The organism is Salinivibrio sp. EAGSL (genome assembly GCF_013366455.1).
GTDB classification, from domain to species: domain Bacteria; phylum Pseudomonadota; class Gammaproteobacteria; order Enterobacterales; family Vibrionaceae; genus Salinivibrio; species Salinivibrio costicola.
In genome coordinates this window covers 36,852-53,246 of record NZ_JABWMG010000015.1, presented here as the reverse complement: position 1 = coordinate 53,246, position 16,395 = coordinate 36,852, and the positions used below count along the sequence as shown (strand labels likewise).

15 protein-coding genes are annotated in these 16,395 nt (G+C 50.5%); 7 read left to right on the top strand and 8 right to left on the bottom strand.

What is annotated here, in order from left to right:
• Nucleotides 1-396 carry an 8-oxo-dGTP diphosphatase MutT gene (gene mutT, locus HLG76_RS10540; protein ID WP_021022611.1) on the top strand — a complete coding sequence of 132 codons (396 nt, stop codon included), beginning with the start codon at nt 1-3 and terminating at the stop codon, nt 394-396.
• Nucleotides 397-534: 138 nt separating this feature from the next.
• On the opposite strand, the gene yacG is transcribed toward mutT, so the two are convergent.
• From yacG to nadC, 8 genes are all read right to left on the bottom strand, one after another.
• Nucleotides 535-735, bottom strand: coding sequence for a DNA gyrase inhibitor YacG (yacG, locus tag HLG76_RS10535; protein WP_021022610.1), 201 nt, complete (start codon nt 733-735; stop codon nt 535-537).
• Nucleotides 736-745: 10 nt separating this feature from the next.
• Entirely contained in the window at nt 746-1,486 is a 741-nt protein-coding gene (zapD, locus tag HLG76_RS10530; protein WP_021022609.1) for a cell division protein ZapD, read from the bottom strand.
• Nucleotides 1,487-1,509: 23 nt separating this feature from the next.
• Nucleotides 1,510-2,124 (bottom strand): dephospho-CoA kinase, encoded by a 615-nt coding sequence (gene coaE, locus HLG76_RS10525; protein WP_175993621.1) that lies wholly within the window; start codon nt 2,122-2,124, stop codon nt 1,510-1,512.
• Nucleotides 2,124-2,993 (bottom strand): A24 family peptidase, encoded by an 870-nt coding sequence (locus HLG76_RS10520; RefSeq protein ID WP_175993620.1) that lies wholly within the window; start codon nt 2,991-2,993, stop codon nt 2,124-2,126. The genes coaE and HLG76_RS10520 overlap by 1 nt, the downstream gene beginning before the upstream one ends.
• A gap of 72 nt (nt 2,994-3,065) precedes the next feature.
• The gene (locus tag HLG76_RS10515) at nt 3,066-4,283 is read right to left on the bottom strand and encodes a type II secretion system F family protein (protein WP_108743639.1); all 1,218 of its coding nucleotides are present in this window, start codon (nt 4,281-4,283) and stop codon (nt 3,066-3,068) included.
• Nucleotides 4,284-4,292: 9 nt separating this feature from the next.
• Nucleotides 4,293-5,975: a GspE/PulE family protein gene (locus HLG76_RS10510; RefSeq protein WP_175993619.1), complete on the bottom strand. Its 1,683-nt coding sequence runs from the start codon at nt 5,973-5,975 to the stop codon at nt 4,293-4,295.
• Between the two features lie 70 nt (nt 5,976-6,045).
• Complete coding sequence (locus tag HLG76_RS10505; protein WP_175993618.1) at nt 6,046-6,459, bottom strand: pilin; 414 nt, start codon at nt 6,457-6,459, stop codon at nt 6,046-6,048.
• A 264-nt stretch (nt 6,460-6,723) separates the two neighbouring features.
• The gene (gene nadC / locus HLG76_RS10500) at nt 6,724-7,626 is read right to left on the bottom strand and encodes a carboxylating nicotinate-nucleotide diphosphorylase (RefSeq protein WP_077459851.1); all 903 of its coding nucleotides are present in this window, start codon (nt 7,624-7,626) and stop codon (nt 6,724-6,726) included.
• A gap of 186 nt (nt 7,627-7,812) precedes the next feature.
• Between nadC and HLG76_RS10495 the strand changes: the two genes are divergently transcribed.
• The 6 genes from HLG76_RS10495 to aceF all read left to right on the top strand — a co-directional run bounded on the left by HLG76_RS10495 (nt 7,813) and on the right by aceF (nt 16,368).
• Nucleotides 7,813-8,808 carry an ABC transporter substrate-binding protein gene (locus HLG76_RS10495; RefSeq protein ID WP_021022601.1) on the top strand — a complete coding sequence of 332 codons (996 nt, stop codon included), beginning with the start codon at nt 7,813-7,815 and terminating at the stop codon, nt 8,806-8,808.
• Nucleotides 8,805-10,109, top strand: a complete 1,305-nt coding sequence (locus tag HLG76_RS10490; RefSeq protein WP_175993617.1) for a diguanylate cyclase — start codon at nt 8,805-8,807, stop codon at nt 10,107-10,109. Before HLG76_RS10495 ends, HLG76_RS10490 begins: the two co-directional genes overlap by 4 nt.
• A 26-nt stretch (nt 10,110-10,135) precedes the next feature.
• On the top strand, nt 10,136-10,693 hold the full coding sequence (ampD, locus tag HLG76_RS10485) for a 1,6-anhydro-N-acetylmuramyl-L-alanine amidase AmpD (protein WP_021022599.1): 558 nt from the start codon (nt 10,136-10,138) through the stop codon (nt 10,691-10,693).
• 228 nt (nt 10,694-10,921) lie between these two features.
• Complete coding sequence (gene pdhR / locus HLG76_RS10480) at nt 10,922-11,695, top strand: pyruvate dehydrogenase complex transcriptional repressor PdhR (RefSeq protein WP_021022598.1); 774 nt, start codon at nt 10,922-10,924, stop codon at nt 11,693-11,695.
• Nucleotides 11,696-11,787: 92 nt separating this feature from the next.
• Nucleotides 11,788-14,454: a pyruvate dehydrogenase (acetyl-transferring), homodimeric type gene (gene aceE, locus HLG76_RS10475; RefSeq protein WP_077773596.1), complete on the top strand. Its 2,667-nt coding sequence runs from the start codon at nt 11,788-11,790 to the stop codon at nt 14,452-14,454.
• 12 nt (nt 14,455-14,466) lie between these two features.
• The gene (aceF, locus tag HLG76_RS10470) at nt 14,467-16,368 is read left to right on the top strand and encodes a pyruvate dehydrogenase complex dihydrolipoyllysine-residue acetyltransferase (protein ID WP_175993616.1); all 1,902 of its coding nucleotides are present in this window, start codon (nt 14,467-14,469) and stop codon (nt 16,366-16,368) included.
• Nucleotides 16,369-16,395 lie beyond the last annotated feature (27 nt).

Here is a 16,395-nt window from a genome sequence, read left to right as displayed (position 1 = left end):
ATGAAACGGGTAAGTATTGCCGCGGGCATTATTGTCAATTCGGCACAAGATCAGGTGTTTATTACACGTCGTCACGATCAGGCCCACCAAGGAGGAAAGTGGGAGTTTCCGGGCGGGAAAATTGAAGGCAGTGAAACGCCTAAACGCGCTCTGCTCCGTGAACTCAAAGAAGAAGTGGGTATTGATGCCACCGAGGTCAGTCCGTTTATTTCGTTAGACTTTGATTTTCCAGACAAAGCCTTGAGCTTAGATTTTTTCTTAGTGTGTCGTTTTGATGGTGAGCCGGCTGGTTGTGAAGGCCAAGAGGGGGTTTGGGCGCCTATCGCTGAGCTGGATAACTATACGTTTCCAGACGCGAATGACGCCGTACTTGAGAAAATTCACGCCCGATTTTGACTCGGTTGCACTAGCACTAGCACTAGCACTAACACCAAGACTAACACGCGAGCGGGGCGAAGGACGCTCGATATTGTGTTAATACAGTTTGCTACGCGAAGTGAGCGCAGCCTGCTCAGTGAAGTGAATGCAGCCTGCTCAGTCGGGCTGCTCTTCTGACCACAAGTCATCATCCGAGATATCAGGTGCACCGGGGATGGCTTTTTCTTCACTGGCCCACTCGCCTAAATCGATCAGTTGACAGCGTTTACTACAAAATGGACGGTGTGGACTCACCTCTCCCCAAACCACAGGCTGTTGACAGGTCGGGCATTTCACCACAGTGGGGGTATTACTCACGTACTTCTCCTTAACAGACACTGATATGAACAGGCATATTGTCGGCGACCTCATGATCATCGTCAAATGGCATAAACCGGATGGCGAAGCGGTTTTTATGGCCTGATACCAAAGGATACACGCCCAGATCCGGTGCCAGTTTTAGCCGAATTAAACAAGCGCCATCGGCTTCTTGTTGATAAAACCCTTGTTTTACTGTTGCGGTGCCGCCGTGTGCGCTTTCGCGTGTTAGTTGCAGCCAAAAAGCGAGTGCATCACGCAGCGGCGATAGGGTAGCCATCCAAGTTTGAATCGCATTTTGCCGGGCCGCGAGCGGCTGATGCAACCAATAATGGAAAACGGGCAAATCAAAACTGCAACTGCCTCCGGGAATCGAGAAGCGTTGCTTGATGCTGGTTAAGAAGCGATCTTCCCGCAGTGGCTGACCAAAGCGTTTGGCCTGGAGCACCGAACGTTGGTGCGCGGCCACCTGATCGAGTAGCTGATTCAGCTGGGTTTGATCCACTTGCGGTACGTTTGCCCATGCGTTGAGCTTTTTCTTCAGTTTATCCAAATCCTTGGCTAAGTCTGCTTTTACTTGCACCTGCTCTAAAATTTCCAATAAATCGAATAAACTGCGGAAAAATTGAATATGGTGGCAGGGTGCTGAAAGGCCGCTCACTTCGTCCAGTTGGTCGAGCAGGTACTCCAGGCGCAAATAAATACGCACCTGTTCATTGAGTGGGTGTTCATACACAGTGAGGCTGGTCATAAGCGTTGAGCTATCCTGTCCGGCTATACACCGGCGTTTGCCTGGGTTGCCAAGGTTAAATACGTGTGGTGTAAGGCATCAACTTGTCGATCAAGTTCCGCCTCCGTGTGGGTATTGTCGATCACGTCATCAGCCACGTCGAGGCGTTGTTGACGACTGGCTTGCGCGGCCAAGATTGCCTGAACTTGTTGTTGGCTGACCTGATCGCGCGCCAAGGTTCGGGTTATCTGGGTGGCCGGGTCAACATCCACCACAAGGATGCGATCGGCTAATGTCATCAGGTTATTTTCTACTAATAAGGGCACGACAAGCAAACAATACTGAGATTGCGCGTCGGCGCAAGCTTGAATCATGCGGGTACGAATCAACGGGTGGAGTAAATCGTCAAGCCATTGCTTGTCGTCTGGTTGGCTAAATACACGCTCACGAAGCCACGCCCGCGCCAGGCTACCATCATGATTTAATGCCAACGCACCAAAGCGCGCCACAATCGCATCCAGTACTTGGCTGCCAGGTTTTACTACCTCACGTGCAATCACGTCAGCATCGACAATATCGATCCCTTTTGCGGCAAACCGGTCCGCTACTGTGGTTTTACCGCTACCAATCCCGCCGGTTAATCCGACTACCCATGCCATTAGATGACTCCTAAAATGTGTGACAGATACCAGTGTAACAGGCTATCGCCCCAAAGCAGACTTAGCCAGCCAGCCATGGCAATGAAAGGGCCAAAGGCAAACGCATGTTGCATACCTTGACGCTGAGAGCGAAGCCATAGCGCGCCGACAACGGCCCCGCTCATGGAGGCCATTAAAATTAACAGGGGTAACGCTTGCCAGCCCACCCAAGCGCCCAAGGCAGCAAAGAGCTTAAAATCACCGTAGCCCATGCCTTCTTTGCCAGTGATCAGTTTGAATGTCCAAAATAAGCTCCAAAGGCTGAGGTAGCCAATCATGGCGCCTGTTACGCTGTCTGCCAATGATACTGGGCTAACGCCGATGAGTGCGAGTGCGATCCCGGCCCAAAGAAGCGGCAACGTGATTTGGTCGGGGAGCAGCATGGTGTCCCAGTCGATCATCGTCAGCGCAAGTAATGTTAGGCTTGCGCCCATCACTGCGATGGCCCACCCAGGTGAGGTGATCAGCCAAGCGGGCAGTATGCAGACGAGGGCGCCCATCAGCTCAATTAACGGATACCGCTTACTGATCGGGGTTTGACAATGCCGGCAGTGGCCTTTTAATGCGAGCCAGCTAATCAGCGGGATATTGTCGTACCAAGCAATCGCTGTGTGGCAATGTGGGCAATGCGAAGCGGGTAAGCTTAAATCAAAGCGCGTGTCGTCTGGCGCATCGATATTGGCGTCAGGAAAGCTAAGCCGGCATTCTTGGCGCCACTGGCGTTCCATCATTGTCGGCAAACGGGCGATCACCACGTTTAAAAAGCTGCCAAAAACCAGACCCAGCAGGCCGGCTATCACGATAAAAAACGGGGAGGAGAACACCAACATGACACCTGCTTATTACTTGTTGCTTGTTGTGCGCGAATCATAGCGCGTTACGTATCGAGACTCTATCTTGGCTTAGCCGAGAACGGACATCAGATTAAAAATAGGAAGGTACATGGCAACCACCAAGCCACCAATGAGTAATCCGAGTACTAAAATCAGCAGTGGCTCAATGATCTTACCCAGATTATCGACGGTGTTATCAACCTCTTCCTCGTAAATCACTGCCACCCGATTAAGCATGGTGTCTAATGCGCCAGACTCTTCACCAATCATGATCATTTGCGTCATCATATTGGGAAAACGGCCACTTTCACGTAACGCTTGATAGAGCGGGATCCCGGTAGCTGTGTGTGCAGACACTCGAATGAGTCCGTGTGCATAATAGTCGTTGGTGAGAATATTGGTTGCCGATTTAAGTCCGGAGATCAGTGGGATCCCAGCGCTAAAGGTTGTGGCCAGTGTGCGGGAAAACTTCGCGATACAGGCTTTGCTCAGCACCTCACCGATGATAGGCAGTTTAAGTAGCCAGTGGTGATAGTGGTACCGATAGCGCGGGCGATGCCGTTGTAGCCATTTATGCGATAACATCAGGACAATCAAGATAGCGGCAATGGTTGGCGCATGGGTGGTCATCCAATCAGACAATGCCAGCACTTGCCGTGTGAGCCATGGTAGGGGCGCCCCAAAAGAGTCAAAAATCTGCTTAAATTTTGGGATCACGAACAAAAGTAAGTAAGTGCTAACACCGAGCGCAACACTGACGACGATGGTGGGATAAATCATGGCTTTCATCACCTTACTGCGCAGCAAGGCTTGTTTTTCCCGATATAGTGCAAGGCGAGCAAATACCAAAGGAAGTTGACCGGTTTGTTCGCCGGTAGCGACCAGATCACAGTAAAAGCGATCAAATAGGGGGCTGGCTTGCGCCAAGGCCGTGCTTAAGCTGGTGCCAGCTTCTAGTTGTTGACGAAGGTAGCGAACCACTAAGCGCATTTCTGCTTTGACTTGATTCTCTTCTATCAGGTTGAGTGCCTGAACAATCGGGATGCCAGACTCTAATAAGGTAGTGAGTTCGCGTGAAAACTGGGTAATATCGGCCGCTTTGGCTTTGTGCTGGCGTTGTTGCCAGCTAGAAAGGCGTCGACGTATTAAGCGTGTTGGCAAGATAGCTTGGCCGGCGAGTTGCTGGCGGGCATCGTGCTCAGAATACGCAAATACTTGGCCTTTCTGGTGTCGCCCAAACGGCACGGCTTGACGCCAATGAAAGACGAATAACGTTTGCTTGGCCATGATCATTCCTTATGCCAGTTGGATCACGCGACTGAGTTCTTGCACACTGGTGATCCCTTGATTGAGTTTGGCAATGCCGGACTCTGCCAGCCGCCACATGCCTTGTTGGCAAGCGAGTTGGGTGAGCTCGCTAGCACTGGCATGGCGATAAATCGCGTCAGTAATGGTGTCGTCGATAGGCAGCACCTCATAAATGCCAGTTCGACCTTGATAACCTTGGTCACAGCGGTAACAGCCGCGAGGATTGGCTTGATAGATTTGAGTGGGGTCGCAGCGCGGATAAAGGCGCATCAGCTGGGTCAAGCTTGGGTCATCACGCGGGTGAGGCTGCTTACAGACGGGACAGAGCCGGCGCACCAGCCTTTGCGCCACCACCAAGGTCAATGAGCTGGCGAGGTTGTATGGCGCGATCCCCATATGTGCTAAACGCGTGATGCTCTCTGCGGCAGAGTTGGTATGTAAGGTTGAGAGCACCAAATGGCCAGTTTGTGCGGCTTTAATACTGATCTCTGCGGTGTCGGTATCGCGTACTTCTCCCACCATGACTACGTCGGGATCTTGGCGTAAAAAGGCGCGGAGGGCGGTCGCAAAATCGAGTCCGATCCGCGTATTGACATTAACTTGGTTGATCCCATTAAGCTGGATCTCGACCGGATCTTCAACGGTGGCAATGTTTCGCTGCGGCTGATTGAGATAGTGCAAACCGCTGTATAATGAGACAGTTTTACCGCTCCCGGTTGGCCCGGTGAATAAAATCATTCCTTGTGGTTGATCGAGCGCTGCTTGATAGTGCTGGCGCTGCCACTCGGTTAAGCCTAAATCATGCAGCGTCAGTTGCTGCTGACCATTATTCAATAAGCGAACCACCACTTTTTCACCCCAGACCGTTGGTAAGGTCGATACCCGCATATCGACCGTATGCTCGGCAGTAAGGGTCAATTTGATTCGCCCATCTTGCGGTAAGCGTCGTTCGGCAATATTGAGTTGGGCCAAGATTTTGAGTCGCGTGGATAAGCGCCGCGAGACGCCCGCGGGTGGATGGGCATAGGTTTGCAGTAAACCGTCTTGGCGAAACCGTATTTGGAAGTGATCCTCAAACGGTTCAAAATGCACGTCGGACGCTTTTTTTCGTACCGCATCAACTAATATTTGCTGGATATAGCGGCTAATGGGTGCCTGATCGCTTTGCAGTTCCGCGCTATCTTCTTGCGGACTATCGGTGACGGTCAGGGCCGCTAAATCCTGATCACTGATGGTGATGCCATCGCCGGTGCCCTCAATATCTGCGCCGTATAAATGGCGCAGCGCTGCGTCTAAATCCGGCTGGCTTAACACCACCAAACGAACATTGAGTCCGGTTGAAAAGCGAAAATCAGCCACCGCCTCTGTGTTATCTGGGTCACTGACGCCGAGCAACAGCTCTTTGCCTTGCTGGGCAAGCGGCAACACTTGATGGCGCTGAATCAAATCGCGCCGGTCGAGGGCATAGCAGGTAGCTTTAAACGGATACTGATGGCTTTCCGAAAAAGGTAGGTGATGCTGACTCGCGAGGGTGTGGGCGAGCGCGGTGGGGTCAACCCCGGCATCGAGTAAACGGGAGACGCTAAGCAGTGTGCCATCGCCGATGCCCAACGCATCGCGCTGAGCATCGGTCAATAAACCGGCTTGATACAACTGAGCGGTTGGGATCATAAATAACGCTTTTCAATACTTATAAAACCTAGCACAAGCGTGTGCTAGGTTGCGGATTGATTAGTTAGACTTAGCCTTTGCCTGTATCACTGCCTGTGCCCGAACCCTCGCAGTTGCTAACCTTTTCTTCAAGAGGTTGTGTACAGCTCCATAGACCAGCATCACTGCGAGTCAAGGTGACTTTCTTATCCGTGAATGTGTCGGGGAGTTCTGTCACCGTAATGAACAGTCCTTTTTCTTCTGTCTTTACGTCTTCTGGGATCCCTAAATTCGCCAAATCCTCCAAATCCTCAGGAAATGATCCTTTTTCTAATATATGAGCTTCTACTGGGGCACGCATATTGGTCAGCGTGGCAATTGCGGCAGTAACTTTGGCTTTATCTTGATACTTTTGGTATTGCGGAATGGCGATGGCAGTCAGGGCGCCAATAATGCCAATGACCACGAGTAACTCAATCAAACTAAACCCTTGTTGCTTTTGCATCCTATGTCTCTCCTCTCAATGATGGTCGGCCGCCAACTCGGTGGCCGCGAGTGCAGCGACTTTACGCTTGTGAGCGTGGCACAAAAAAGAGGGGCAACATGAGTTTGAGAGTGAAGGGTAAAAGCTGGATGTAAGATTTTGTTTTTTCTGTTGTAGTGTTCGACTCACCACAAATTTTTTGTCACGAAAGCGCGATAAAAAGGCCGCCCATCGTGGGCGGCCTGGTCGACTCTGGGTGAGCGTACGTGTTATTGAAAGTACGTGTTATTGAAAACGCATGGATAAATCGAGCGCGGTCACGTGCTTGGTAAGCGCGCCCACGGAAATATAATCTACGCCTGTGGACGCGTATTCAGACAGAGTATCCAAGGTGACATTGCCCGAGACTTCAAGCGCCACACGGCCTTGGTTGAGTGCAACCGCTTCGCGCATCATCGGCACGCTAAAATTATCTAACATCACAATGTCGGCGCCGGCCTCAATGGCTTGTTTTAGCTCATCCAGATTTTCTGTCTCTACTTCCACCGGTTTATCTGGATTCAGACGACGAGCCTCTTGCACCGCATTGGCAATCCCGTCGCAGGCAAGAATGTGGTTTTCTTTAATGAGATACGCATCGAACACACCAATACGGTGATTGTGTCCGCCGCCACAAGCGACTGCATATTTGAGTGCACTACGCAGGCCTGGCACGGTTTTGCGGGTGTCCAATAGCTTGGTCTCCGTCCCTTGTAACTGTGCCACATAAGTTGCCGTTTTACTGGCGCAGCCTGACAAGGTCTGGATAAAGTTCATCGCATTGCGCTCACCCGTTAATAACACGCGTGACGGTCCTTTTAAGGTGCACAAGGTTTGATTGGCAGTGATCGCGTCGCCATCGGTCACATGCCAGGTTAAGGAGACCTCGCCACCCAGTTGTTTGAATACTTCGTTAGCATAATCTTGGCCACAAAATACGCCATCTTCACGCGTAATCAGTACCGCGGTCGACACCGAATCGGCCGGAATCAGGCTGGCGGTAATATCTTTACGCGCGTCAAGATCGCCCCCTAAATCTTCACGCAATGCGTCGCTGACGGCACGGGGCACATCCGTTTTTAGATGAGAGGTGAGATAGGCAAGACGGCTTTTGCTGTCATGAACAGCATGAAAAGGAGTCGATGTCATTATGGCTTACCGCGGTGATGAAAAAACGTGGCGAAATGATAACGCTGGTTGGGGGGAAATGCAGCTTTTCTCTCCGGTTTCCGCGTCGGCGTCCATTTTATTATCGACACCCTGACTAGAAAATTACCCATGCATTGCCTGCTCATTTGTCTACACTTTGATCAGTTCTAGTAAAGAGGTAGCGTCATGAAACGCGGATTGGCACTGATGACGATGATATTCGCTGCACTGGCAGGTTTTAGTGTCTGGCAGCACCTACGTTTACCCGCGTCTACCTCATTGTCACCATTGACGATTGCGGTTTCATTAACGCCGTTGTCAGCGCCTATCATCGTTGCCAAAGAACAAGGTTTATTTAAAAAACATGGCATAGACATGACGCTAAAACCGGTTCATGGCGGAGTGAAAAGTTTTCAAGCACTGGTTGCGGGAGAGGCGGACTTAGCCACGACGTCAGAAACAGTGGCGATGTTTAATAGCTTTGAAAGAGAGGATTTTAACATTCTGACTAGCTTTGTTGAGTCAGACAATGATGTGAAACTGTGGTCTATCCATCGTGCAATTGGTCACTCGCTCCCTGATGCGCTTCGGAGCGCACGTGTTGGAGTGGTCGCGTCAAGCGCGAGTGAGTACTTCTTCGACTCATTGCTCCAGCTGTATGATATGCCAACTGAGACAATAGAGAAGGTTTATTACTCGCCTGAGGCGTTGCCGTCGGCACTGCTCGACAATGAAGTTGATGCGATTGCTATTTGGGAACCTTACGGCTATCAACTAGTAAAACGAGCCCATGAGTCAGTACAAGCACTCGATAGTAAAGGCTTACATAGCTTATCTTTTTTATTGGTAAGTGATCGTTTAGTTGCGAAAAAGCAGCACCAAGATATGCGTCGCGTCATTCGAGCCTTGGATGAAGCGGTAGATGTTATTCATCAACGGCCTGAGCAAGCGAAAGCCCAGGTCGCTGCGTATCTTTCAATGTCCGACGACAAGCTCGGCTGGCTTTGGCAGGACTATTTATTTCGCCTGTCGTTAAACGACTCTTTACTGTTGCGTTTAAAAAACCAAGCTCGGTGGGCGCAACGCGCGGGATTGGTTACGGGACCAACACCATCGTATCGTCATTTACTTAACCCTGGCCCCTTGGTTGAAGCAACTCAAAAAGTGAGTCTATTAGAATGAAAATCGGTCAGCAGTTAAACATCGTTGTTTACGCATGTGCGGCATTGACGCTGGTAACACTATTGATCACGGTAGAGCTTTTTCAGAAACAAAGTCAGACGCAAGTACGCTTAGATAGAATTGTTGCGGTGCATTCTCAAATCGACAGTTTACGCGGTCGTTTGTGGCTATATCGTCAATACCCCAGTGCGCAAACCCGCCAAGATGTATACCAATCAACCAATGCGTTGCGGGCTCAGCTATCCAGTGACCAGCATGCGATTCCTCCCCAGTCAGTGCAGTCTATGACGCAAGCGGCGGACAGTATTGACCGTTTGCTGGATACCACAACAGGCCAATTTGGTCGGGAGCAGAGCGTTGATGAAGGGCGGCTGATGCTTTTTTCACGATTTAATATTTTACTACAAGCCATGAGCGAGGTGGCATTTTCTGTGCGTCAGCAAGCGATGCATGATGCATCTAAACAGCAGAAAATGTTGCTTGTTGTCCATGGTGGTATTTTGGTGCTGTTGGCCTTATTAGTAACGATTTTTGCGACCCGTTTACGACGACGTTTAAGACAACGCTTAAAAACATTACACAGCACGGTTACTCAGATTAAAAAAGGTGATTTAACCACTGAATTAATCATGACCGATAAAGATGAACTGACCGAACTGGCGGATCATGTCAATGAAATGAAGCATGCGCTTAGCCATACCATGGTGGATAAAAACCAACTGAGTGAAGAAGTCGCACGGCAAACACAACAGCTTCGCGAGCAGCAACACCAGCTTAAATTTTTAGCGGAGCATGATGAATTAACAGGTTTATTTAACCGACGTGCGTTTGAATCGCATGTCGATGTGGCTTTGATGCGGGCCAACCGAGCACAAACGAATGCTGCGTTACTGTTTATCGACTTGAATAACTTTAAACAAGTCAATGACACCTATGGCCACGGGGTCGGGGATGAGTTGCTCAGGGTTGTGAGCCAACGTCTAAAGCACGCCGTCCGTCGTTCTGATTTAGTCGGGCGTTTAGGCGGTGACGAATTTATCGTGTGGTTGGATCTTTTGACAGATAAAGATGCATTGAATGAAGTTATTCGCCGTATTCAAGATGATGTCCATGCACCTATATTAACCGAGAAAGCAGAGTTATCACTGGTGAGTAGTATTGGCGTCAGTTGCTTTCCTACCGACGGATTGGAGTTGCAACAAATGATGAATCAAGCCGATGCGGCCATGTATTACGCGAAAACACATGCTAACGAGCGGCACTGCTTATATTCCAATCTGCCTGCCGAGCGGATACAGTAACGAATTTTGCGACACGAGTAGCTTGCATGTCTTTTTCCCGCATCGACGATCATTGGCTAGCGGGCGCGCGCGCCTGTCCTTCTCCCCATTATAACTCACGCCCGGATAGCGAGGATATTTCCTTGCTGGTGGTTCACAATATCAGCCTGCCCCCCGGCCAGTTCGACGGTCCCTATATTGAGCAATTTTTTCAGGGCAACCTCGACGCTGACGCGCACCCTTATTTTGCCCAGATCCGTGATCTTCGCGTGTCCGCTCACCTACTGATCCGACGAGATGGAAGTGTGATCCAGTTTGTACCATTCAACGAACGCGCATGGCATGCTGGCATCTCGTGTTTTGACGGTCGGCAGCAATGTAACGATTTTTCTATCGGTATTGAGCTTGAGGGCACGGACACACTTCCATACACCGACCAGCAGTATCAATCGTTAGCGGCGATCACGCAGACGCTGATGCAGTACTATCCAGCCATCACTCGTGATCGGATCACAGGACATCAACATATTGCGCCCGGACGGAAGACCGATCCTGGCCATGTGTTTGACTGGGAAAGATTACACCTACTGCTCTATACTGCCTGACAAAGCCGTCATTCTTTTTGGTCTGACCAATTTTAGAGCGCCGTGAAAAAACAACTGTCAGGTGACGAATACAGGGGTTTCCATGATGTCAATCAAAGTTCAGGTGGACAGAATATCCGCTGTCTGGTAACTTTAGAGAATAATAAAGTAATTGGTCTTACCAATTTACAATCAGTCAGTTTCTGCAGCTAAGCGCCAAGCTTGGGGGGCAGATGGTCAATAAATACAATGGCATATCAGCGAATTCGTCAACCCAAACTCTCAGATGTTATCGAGAAAGAGCTCGAAGGTTTAATTCTGGAAGGGACCTTGTCTCCAGGCCAGAAGCTACCGCCTGAGCGAGAGTTAGCGGTCCAGTTTGATGTGTCTCGTCCATCAGTCCGTGAGGCGATTCAGCGACTTGAAGTAAAAAAGCTGCTCACTCGCAAACAAGGTGGCGGCACCTTTGTCAGTCAACGACTGTGGCAGCGATTTTCTGAACCCCTGCTAGAGTTATTGGCGGACCATCCGGAAACCCAGCTTGATTTGTTGGAATCACGGCATGCGCTCGAAGGTATTTCTTCTTATTTCGCCGCTTTACGGGGCACGGAAGAGGATTTTTCTCGGATTGAAGATTGCCATGATGCGATTCGACAAGCGCAGAAAGATGGGGACTTAAAGGCAGAAGCTTCCGCCGTCATGCAATATCTCGTTGCCGTAACGGAAGCGGCGCACAATGTGGTACTACTGCATATCATGCGTAGCCTCGCACCGTTACTGGAACAGAATATTTATCAAAACTTTGAGCTACTTTATCGCCGTCAAGAGACGGTGGAAAATGTCAGCCGACACCGAGCTGAGATCGTGGATGCAATCACCGCTGGCGAGCCAGAAAAAGCGAGACAGGCGTCGCATGCACACTTAGCTTACATTGAGGAAACTCTGTTGGATCTTGGCCGAGAAGAAAGCCGTCGAGAACGGTCTCTACGTCGAATTCAACAACGCAAGGACGAGCTGGAGTAATCCCTATTCGCCGCCAAAATAAAGGCGAGGGGCCACTGCAGCTGCGACAACGTTTGTTTTGTACGAGTCAATCAACGAAAGGATAGATCGCCATGTCTGAAGTCATGAAAAATGACGTGGACGCACTTGAGACCCAAGAGTGGTTGCAAGCTCTTGAGTCAGTCGTTCGTGAAGAAGGTGTAGAACGTGCCCAGTTCCTTCTGGAGCAAGTCTTAGGGCAAGCACGTTTAGACGGTGTTGACATGCCAACTGGCGTGACCACCAACTATGTAAATACCATCCCTGCAGATCAAGAACCTGCTTATCCAGGTGATGTGAACTTGGAGCGTCGTATCCGTTCTATCATTCGTTGGAACGCAATCATGATCGTGTTGCGCGCGTCCAAGAAAGATTTAGAGCTGGGTGGCCACATGGCTTCATTCCAGTCATCGGCTGCGTTCTATGAAACTTGCTTTAACCACTTCTTCCGTGCGCCAAACGAGAAAGATGGTGGCGATCTGGTTTATTATCAAGGTCATATCTCTCCAGGCATCTACGCGCGTGCGTTTGTGGAAGGTCGTCTCACTGCTGAGCAGCTCGACAACTTCCGCCAAGAAGTTGACGGTAACGGTATTTCCTCTTACCCGCACCCAAAACTGATGCCTGAGTTCTGGCAGTTCCCAACCGTTTCTATGGGTCTGGGGCCTATTGCGTCTATCTACCAAGCGCGTTTCCTTAAGTATCTGAACGGTCGTGGCTTGAAAGACACCTCAGAGCAACGTGTTTACGCGTTCTTAGGCGACGGTGAGATGGATGAGCCAGAATCACGTGGTGCGCTGTCGTTTGCCGCTCGTGAAAAACTGGATAACCTGTGCTTTTTGATCAACTGTAACCTGCAGCGCCTTGATGGTCCTGTAATGGGTAACGGTAAAATCGTTCAAGAGCTAGAAGGCCTATTTAAAGGCGCTGGCTGGAACGTGATCAAAGTGGTTTGGGGCTCTGGCTGGGATAAACTGCTGGCCAAAGACACCACGGGTAAACTGCTGCAGTTGATGAACGAAACCATCGACGGCGATTACCAAACCTTCAAATCAAAAGACGGCGCCTACGTGCGTGAACACTTCTTCGGTAAATATCCTGAAACTGCAGCCCTGGTTGCCGATATGACCGACGAAGAAATCTTTGCGCTCAAACGTGGTGGTCATGAACCATCAAAACTGTTTGCTGCGTTCAAAGCGGCACAAGAGTGCAACGACCGTCCAACCGTGATCCTGGCGAAAACCGTTAAAGGTTACGGCATGGGTGAAGCGGCTGAAGGTAAAAACATCGCGCACCAAGTGAAGAAAATGGACATGACCCATGTTCACGCTATGCGTGATCGTCTTGGCCTACAAGACTTGCTGTCTGACGATGATGTGCAAAACCTGACTTACCTAAAACTGGAAGAAGGATCTGCGGAACACGAATACCTGCATGCGCGCCGTAAAGCCCTGCACGGTTACACTCCGCAGCGCTTACCTAAGTTCACTGAAGAACTGACGCTGCCAAAACTGGATGATTTCTCTGCTCTGCTGTCTGAGCAGAAGCGTGATATCTCTACCACCATGGCGTTTGTACGCTCATTGAACGTATTGCTGAAAGACAAGAGCATTGGCAAGAACGTAGTGCCAATCATTGCTGACGAAGCCCGTACTTTCGGTATGGAAGGTCTGTTCCGTCAGGTGGGTATCTATAACCCGCAAGGACAAACCTATACCCCAGAAGATCGTGGCGTGGTGTCTTACTACAAAGAAGACCAAGGCGGCCAAGTACTGCAAGAAGGGATCAACGAGCTAGGCGCGATGTCATCGTGGGTAGCGGCGGCGACCTCTTACAGCACCAATGATCTGCCAATGATCCCATTCTACATCTACTACTCCATGTTCGGCTTCCAACGTGTTGGCGACATGGCGTGGATGGCGGGTGACCAACAAGCACGTGGTTTCCTATTGGGTGCCACCGCAGGTCGTACTACCCTGAACGGTGAAGGTCTGCAACACGAAGACGGTCACAGCCATATTCTGGCAAGCACTGTACCTAACTGTGTGTCTTACGACCCAACCTTCGCGTACGAAGTGGCGGTGATCATGCAAGACGGTATCCGTCGTATGTACGGTCCTGACCAAGAAAATATCTACTACTACCTGACGCTGATGAACGAAAACTATCATCAGCCAGCCATGCCTGAGGGCGCGGAAGACGGTATCCGTAAAGGTATCTATAAACTAGAAACCTACACGGGCGACAAAGCCAAAGTTCAGTTAATGGGCTCGGGCACTATCATGACCGAAGTGCGCAAGGCAGCGAAACTGCTCAGCGATGAATTCGGCGTGGCGTCTGACGTTTACAGCGTGACCTCGTTCAACGAACTGGCACGTGACGGTCAGGATGTGGATCGTTTCAACATGCTGAACCCAGATGCAGAAAGCAAAGTGCCTTATATCCAAACAGTCATGGGATCTGAGCCTGCGATTGCTGCGACTGATTACATGAAAAACTACGCTGACCAAGTTCGTGCGTTTATCCCAGCTGAGTCTTATAAAGTGCTGGGTACAGACGGCTTTGGTCGTTCTGACAGCCGCGAAAACCTACGTCGTCACTTTGAAGTGAACGCAGGCTATGTGGTGGTTGCGGCACTGAACGAGCTGGCTAAGCGTGGTGATGTTGATAAGAAAGTCGTGTCAGAAGCGATTAAGAAATTCGACATCGATACCAACAAAGTAAACCCGCTGTTCGCGTAAGAGGCTGAAACAATGTCAATCGAGATTAATGTACCTGACATCGGTGCGGATGAAGTAGAAGTGACTGAGATCCTTGTTAGCGTTGGCGACAAGGTAGAAGAAGAACAGTCGTTAATCACCGTTGAAGGTGATAAAGCATCCATGGAAGTCCCTGCGTCACAAGCGGGTGTGGTCAAGGAAATCAAAATTGCCGAGGGTGATAAAGTCACCACTGGCTCTTTGATTATGATCTTCGAAGCCGATGCGCCAGCGCAAAGCGCCCCAGCTCAAGAGGCGGCGCCAGCCGCCCCTGCTACAGCACCAGCGGCCGCATCAGAAACCAAAGAAGTGCACGTCCCTGATATCGGTGGTGACGAAGTTGAAGTCACTGAGATCATGGTTGCGGTTGGCGATACCATTGAAGAAGAGCAGTCACTGATCACTGTTGAAGGCGATAAAGCCTCAATGGAAGTGCCTGCACCGTTTGCGGGTACCGTTAAAGAAATCAAGATCGCGGCGGGTGACAAGGTGTCAACTGGCTCACTGATCATGATGTTCGAAGTGGGTGGCAGTGCTCCAGCTGCAGACGCCCCAGCAGCAGCCGAGGCACCAGCGGCGCCGGCAGCAGAACAAGCCAAAGACGTTCACGTCCCTGATATCGGTGGCGATGAAGTTGAAGTGACTGACATTATGGTTGCCGTTGGCGATACCATTGAAGAAGAGCAGTCACTGATCACCGTTGAAGGCGACAAAGCGTCAATGGAAGTACCGGCACCGTTTGCGGGTACGGTCAAAGAGATCAAAATTGCGGCGGGCGATAAAGTGTCCACCGGCTCGCACATCATGGTGTTCGAGGTTGCTGGTAGCGCACCAGCAGCGCCTGCACCAGCAGCGCCTGCACCTGCAGCGGCACCTGCTGCTGAAAAGGCGGCACCCGCACCTGCGGCTAAGGCCGACGCCCCAGCGGCTAAAGCTGACGCCGGCAAAGACGAGTTTGTAGAGAACAAAGAATACGCGCATGCGTCGCCTGTTGTTCGTCGTCTTGCCCGCGAATTTGGCGTGAACCTTGCGAAGGTGAAAGGAACGGGTCGTAAAGGACGTGTACTGAAAGAAGACGTTCAGAGCTTTGTCAAAGACGCGCTAAAACGCCTTGAATCGGGTGCAGCATCTGGCTCAGGCGACGGCAGTGCACTTGGCTTGCTCCCTTGGCCTAAAGTGGACTTCAGCAAATTCGGTGAAACTGAAGTCAAACCACTGTCACGCATTAAGAAGATCTCGGGTGCGAACCTGGCACGTAACTGGGTGATGATCCCGCACGTGACGCAGTGGGATAACGCTGATATCACTGAAGTGGAAGCGTTCCGTAAAGAGCAAAACGCGATTGAGAAGAAGAAAGAGTCTGGCATGAAGATCACCCCATTGGTGTTCATCATGAAAGCCGCTGCTAAAGCGCTGGAAGCTTTCCCTTCATTCAACGCATCACTGTCGGAAGACGGTGAAAGCCTGATCATGAAAAAATATGTCAACATCGGCATTGCGGTTGATACGCCAAATGGTCTGGTTGTGCCTGTCTTTAAGGACGTGAACAAAAAAGGCATCTACGAGTTATCTGAAGAGCTGATGGCAGTCTCGAAGAAAGCGCGTGCGGGCAAGCTCACTGCTTCTGATATGCAGGGCGGTTGCTTTACCATCTCAAGCCTAGGTGGTTTGGGCGGTACCGCGTTTACGCCAATCGTTAATGCACCAGAAGTCTCAATCTTGGGTGTCTCTAAGTCAGAAATGAAGCCAGTATGGAACGGTAAGGACTTTGAACCTCGCCTGATGCTGCCACTGTCTCTGTCTTATGACCACCGTGTGATTGACGGTGCTGAGGGTGCGCGCTTTATCAGCTACCTCAACGGTCTAATGTCCGATATCCGCCGTTTGGTACTGTAATCGCAACATCGACAACCCAACCGGTCC

Excerpts from the sequence above, each read along its gene's own strand:
- mutT (WP_021022611.1), top strand. The coding sequence starts at position 1 with ATGAAACGGGTAAGTATTGCCGCGGGCATTATTGTCAATTCGGCACAA.
- zapD (WP_021022609.1), bottom strand. The coding sequence starts at position 1,486 with ATGACCAGCCTCACTGTGTATGAACACCCACTCAATGAACAGGTGCGT.
- coaE (WP_175993621.1), bottom strand. The coding sequence starts at position 2,124 with ATGGCATGGGTAGTCGGATTAACCGGCGGGATTGGTAGCGGTAAAACC.
- HLG76_RS10520 (WP_175993620.1), bottom strand. The coding sequence starts at position 2,993 with ATGTTGGTGTTCTCCTCCCCGTTTTTTATCGTGATAGCCGGCCTGCTG.
- HLG76_RS10515 (WP_108743639.1), bottom strand. The coding sequence starts at position 4,283 with ATGGCCAAGCAAACGTTATTCGTCTTTCATTGGCGTCAAGCCGTGCCG.
- HLG76_RS10510 (WP_175993619.1), bottom strand. The coding sequence starts at position 5,975 with ATGATCCCAACCGCTCAGTTGTATCAAGCCGGTTTATTGACCGATGCT.
- HLG76_RS10505 (WP_175993618.1), bottom strand. The coding sequence starts at position 6,459 with ATGCAAAAGCAACAAGGGTTTAGTTTGATTGAGTTACTCGTGGTCATT.
- nadC (WP_077459851.1), bottom strand. The coding sequence starts at position 7,626 with ATGACATCGACTCCTTTTCATGCTGTTCATGACAGCAAAAGCCGTCTT.
- HLG76_RS10495 (WP_021022601.1), top strand. The coding sequence starts at position 7,813 with ATGAAACGCGGATTGGCACTGATGACGATGATATTCGCTGCACTGGCA.
- HLG76_RS10490 (WP_175993617.1), top strand. The coding sequence starts at position 8,805 with ATGAAAATCGGTCAGCAGTTAAACATCGTTGTTTACGCATGTGCGGCA.
- ampD (WP_021022599.1), top strand. The coding sequence starts at position 10,136 with ATGTCTTTTTCCCGCATCGACGATCATTGGCTAGCGGGCGCGCGCGCC.
- pdhR (WP_021022598.1), top strand. The coding sequence starts at position 10,922 with ATGGCATATCAGCGAATTCGTCAACCCAAACTCTCAGATGTTATCGAG.
- aceE (WP_077773596.1), top strand. The coding sequence starts at position 11,788 with ATGTCTGAAGTCATGAAAAATGACGTGGACGCACTTGAGACCCAAGAG.
- aceF (WP_175993616.1), top strand. The coding sequence starts at position 14,467 with ATGTCAATCGAGATTAATGTACCTGACATCGGTGCGGATGAAGTAGAA.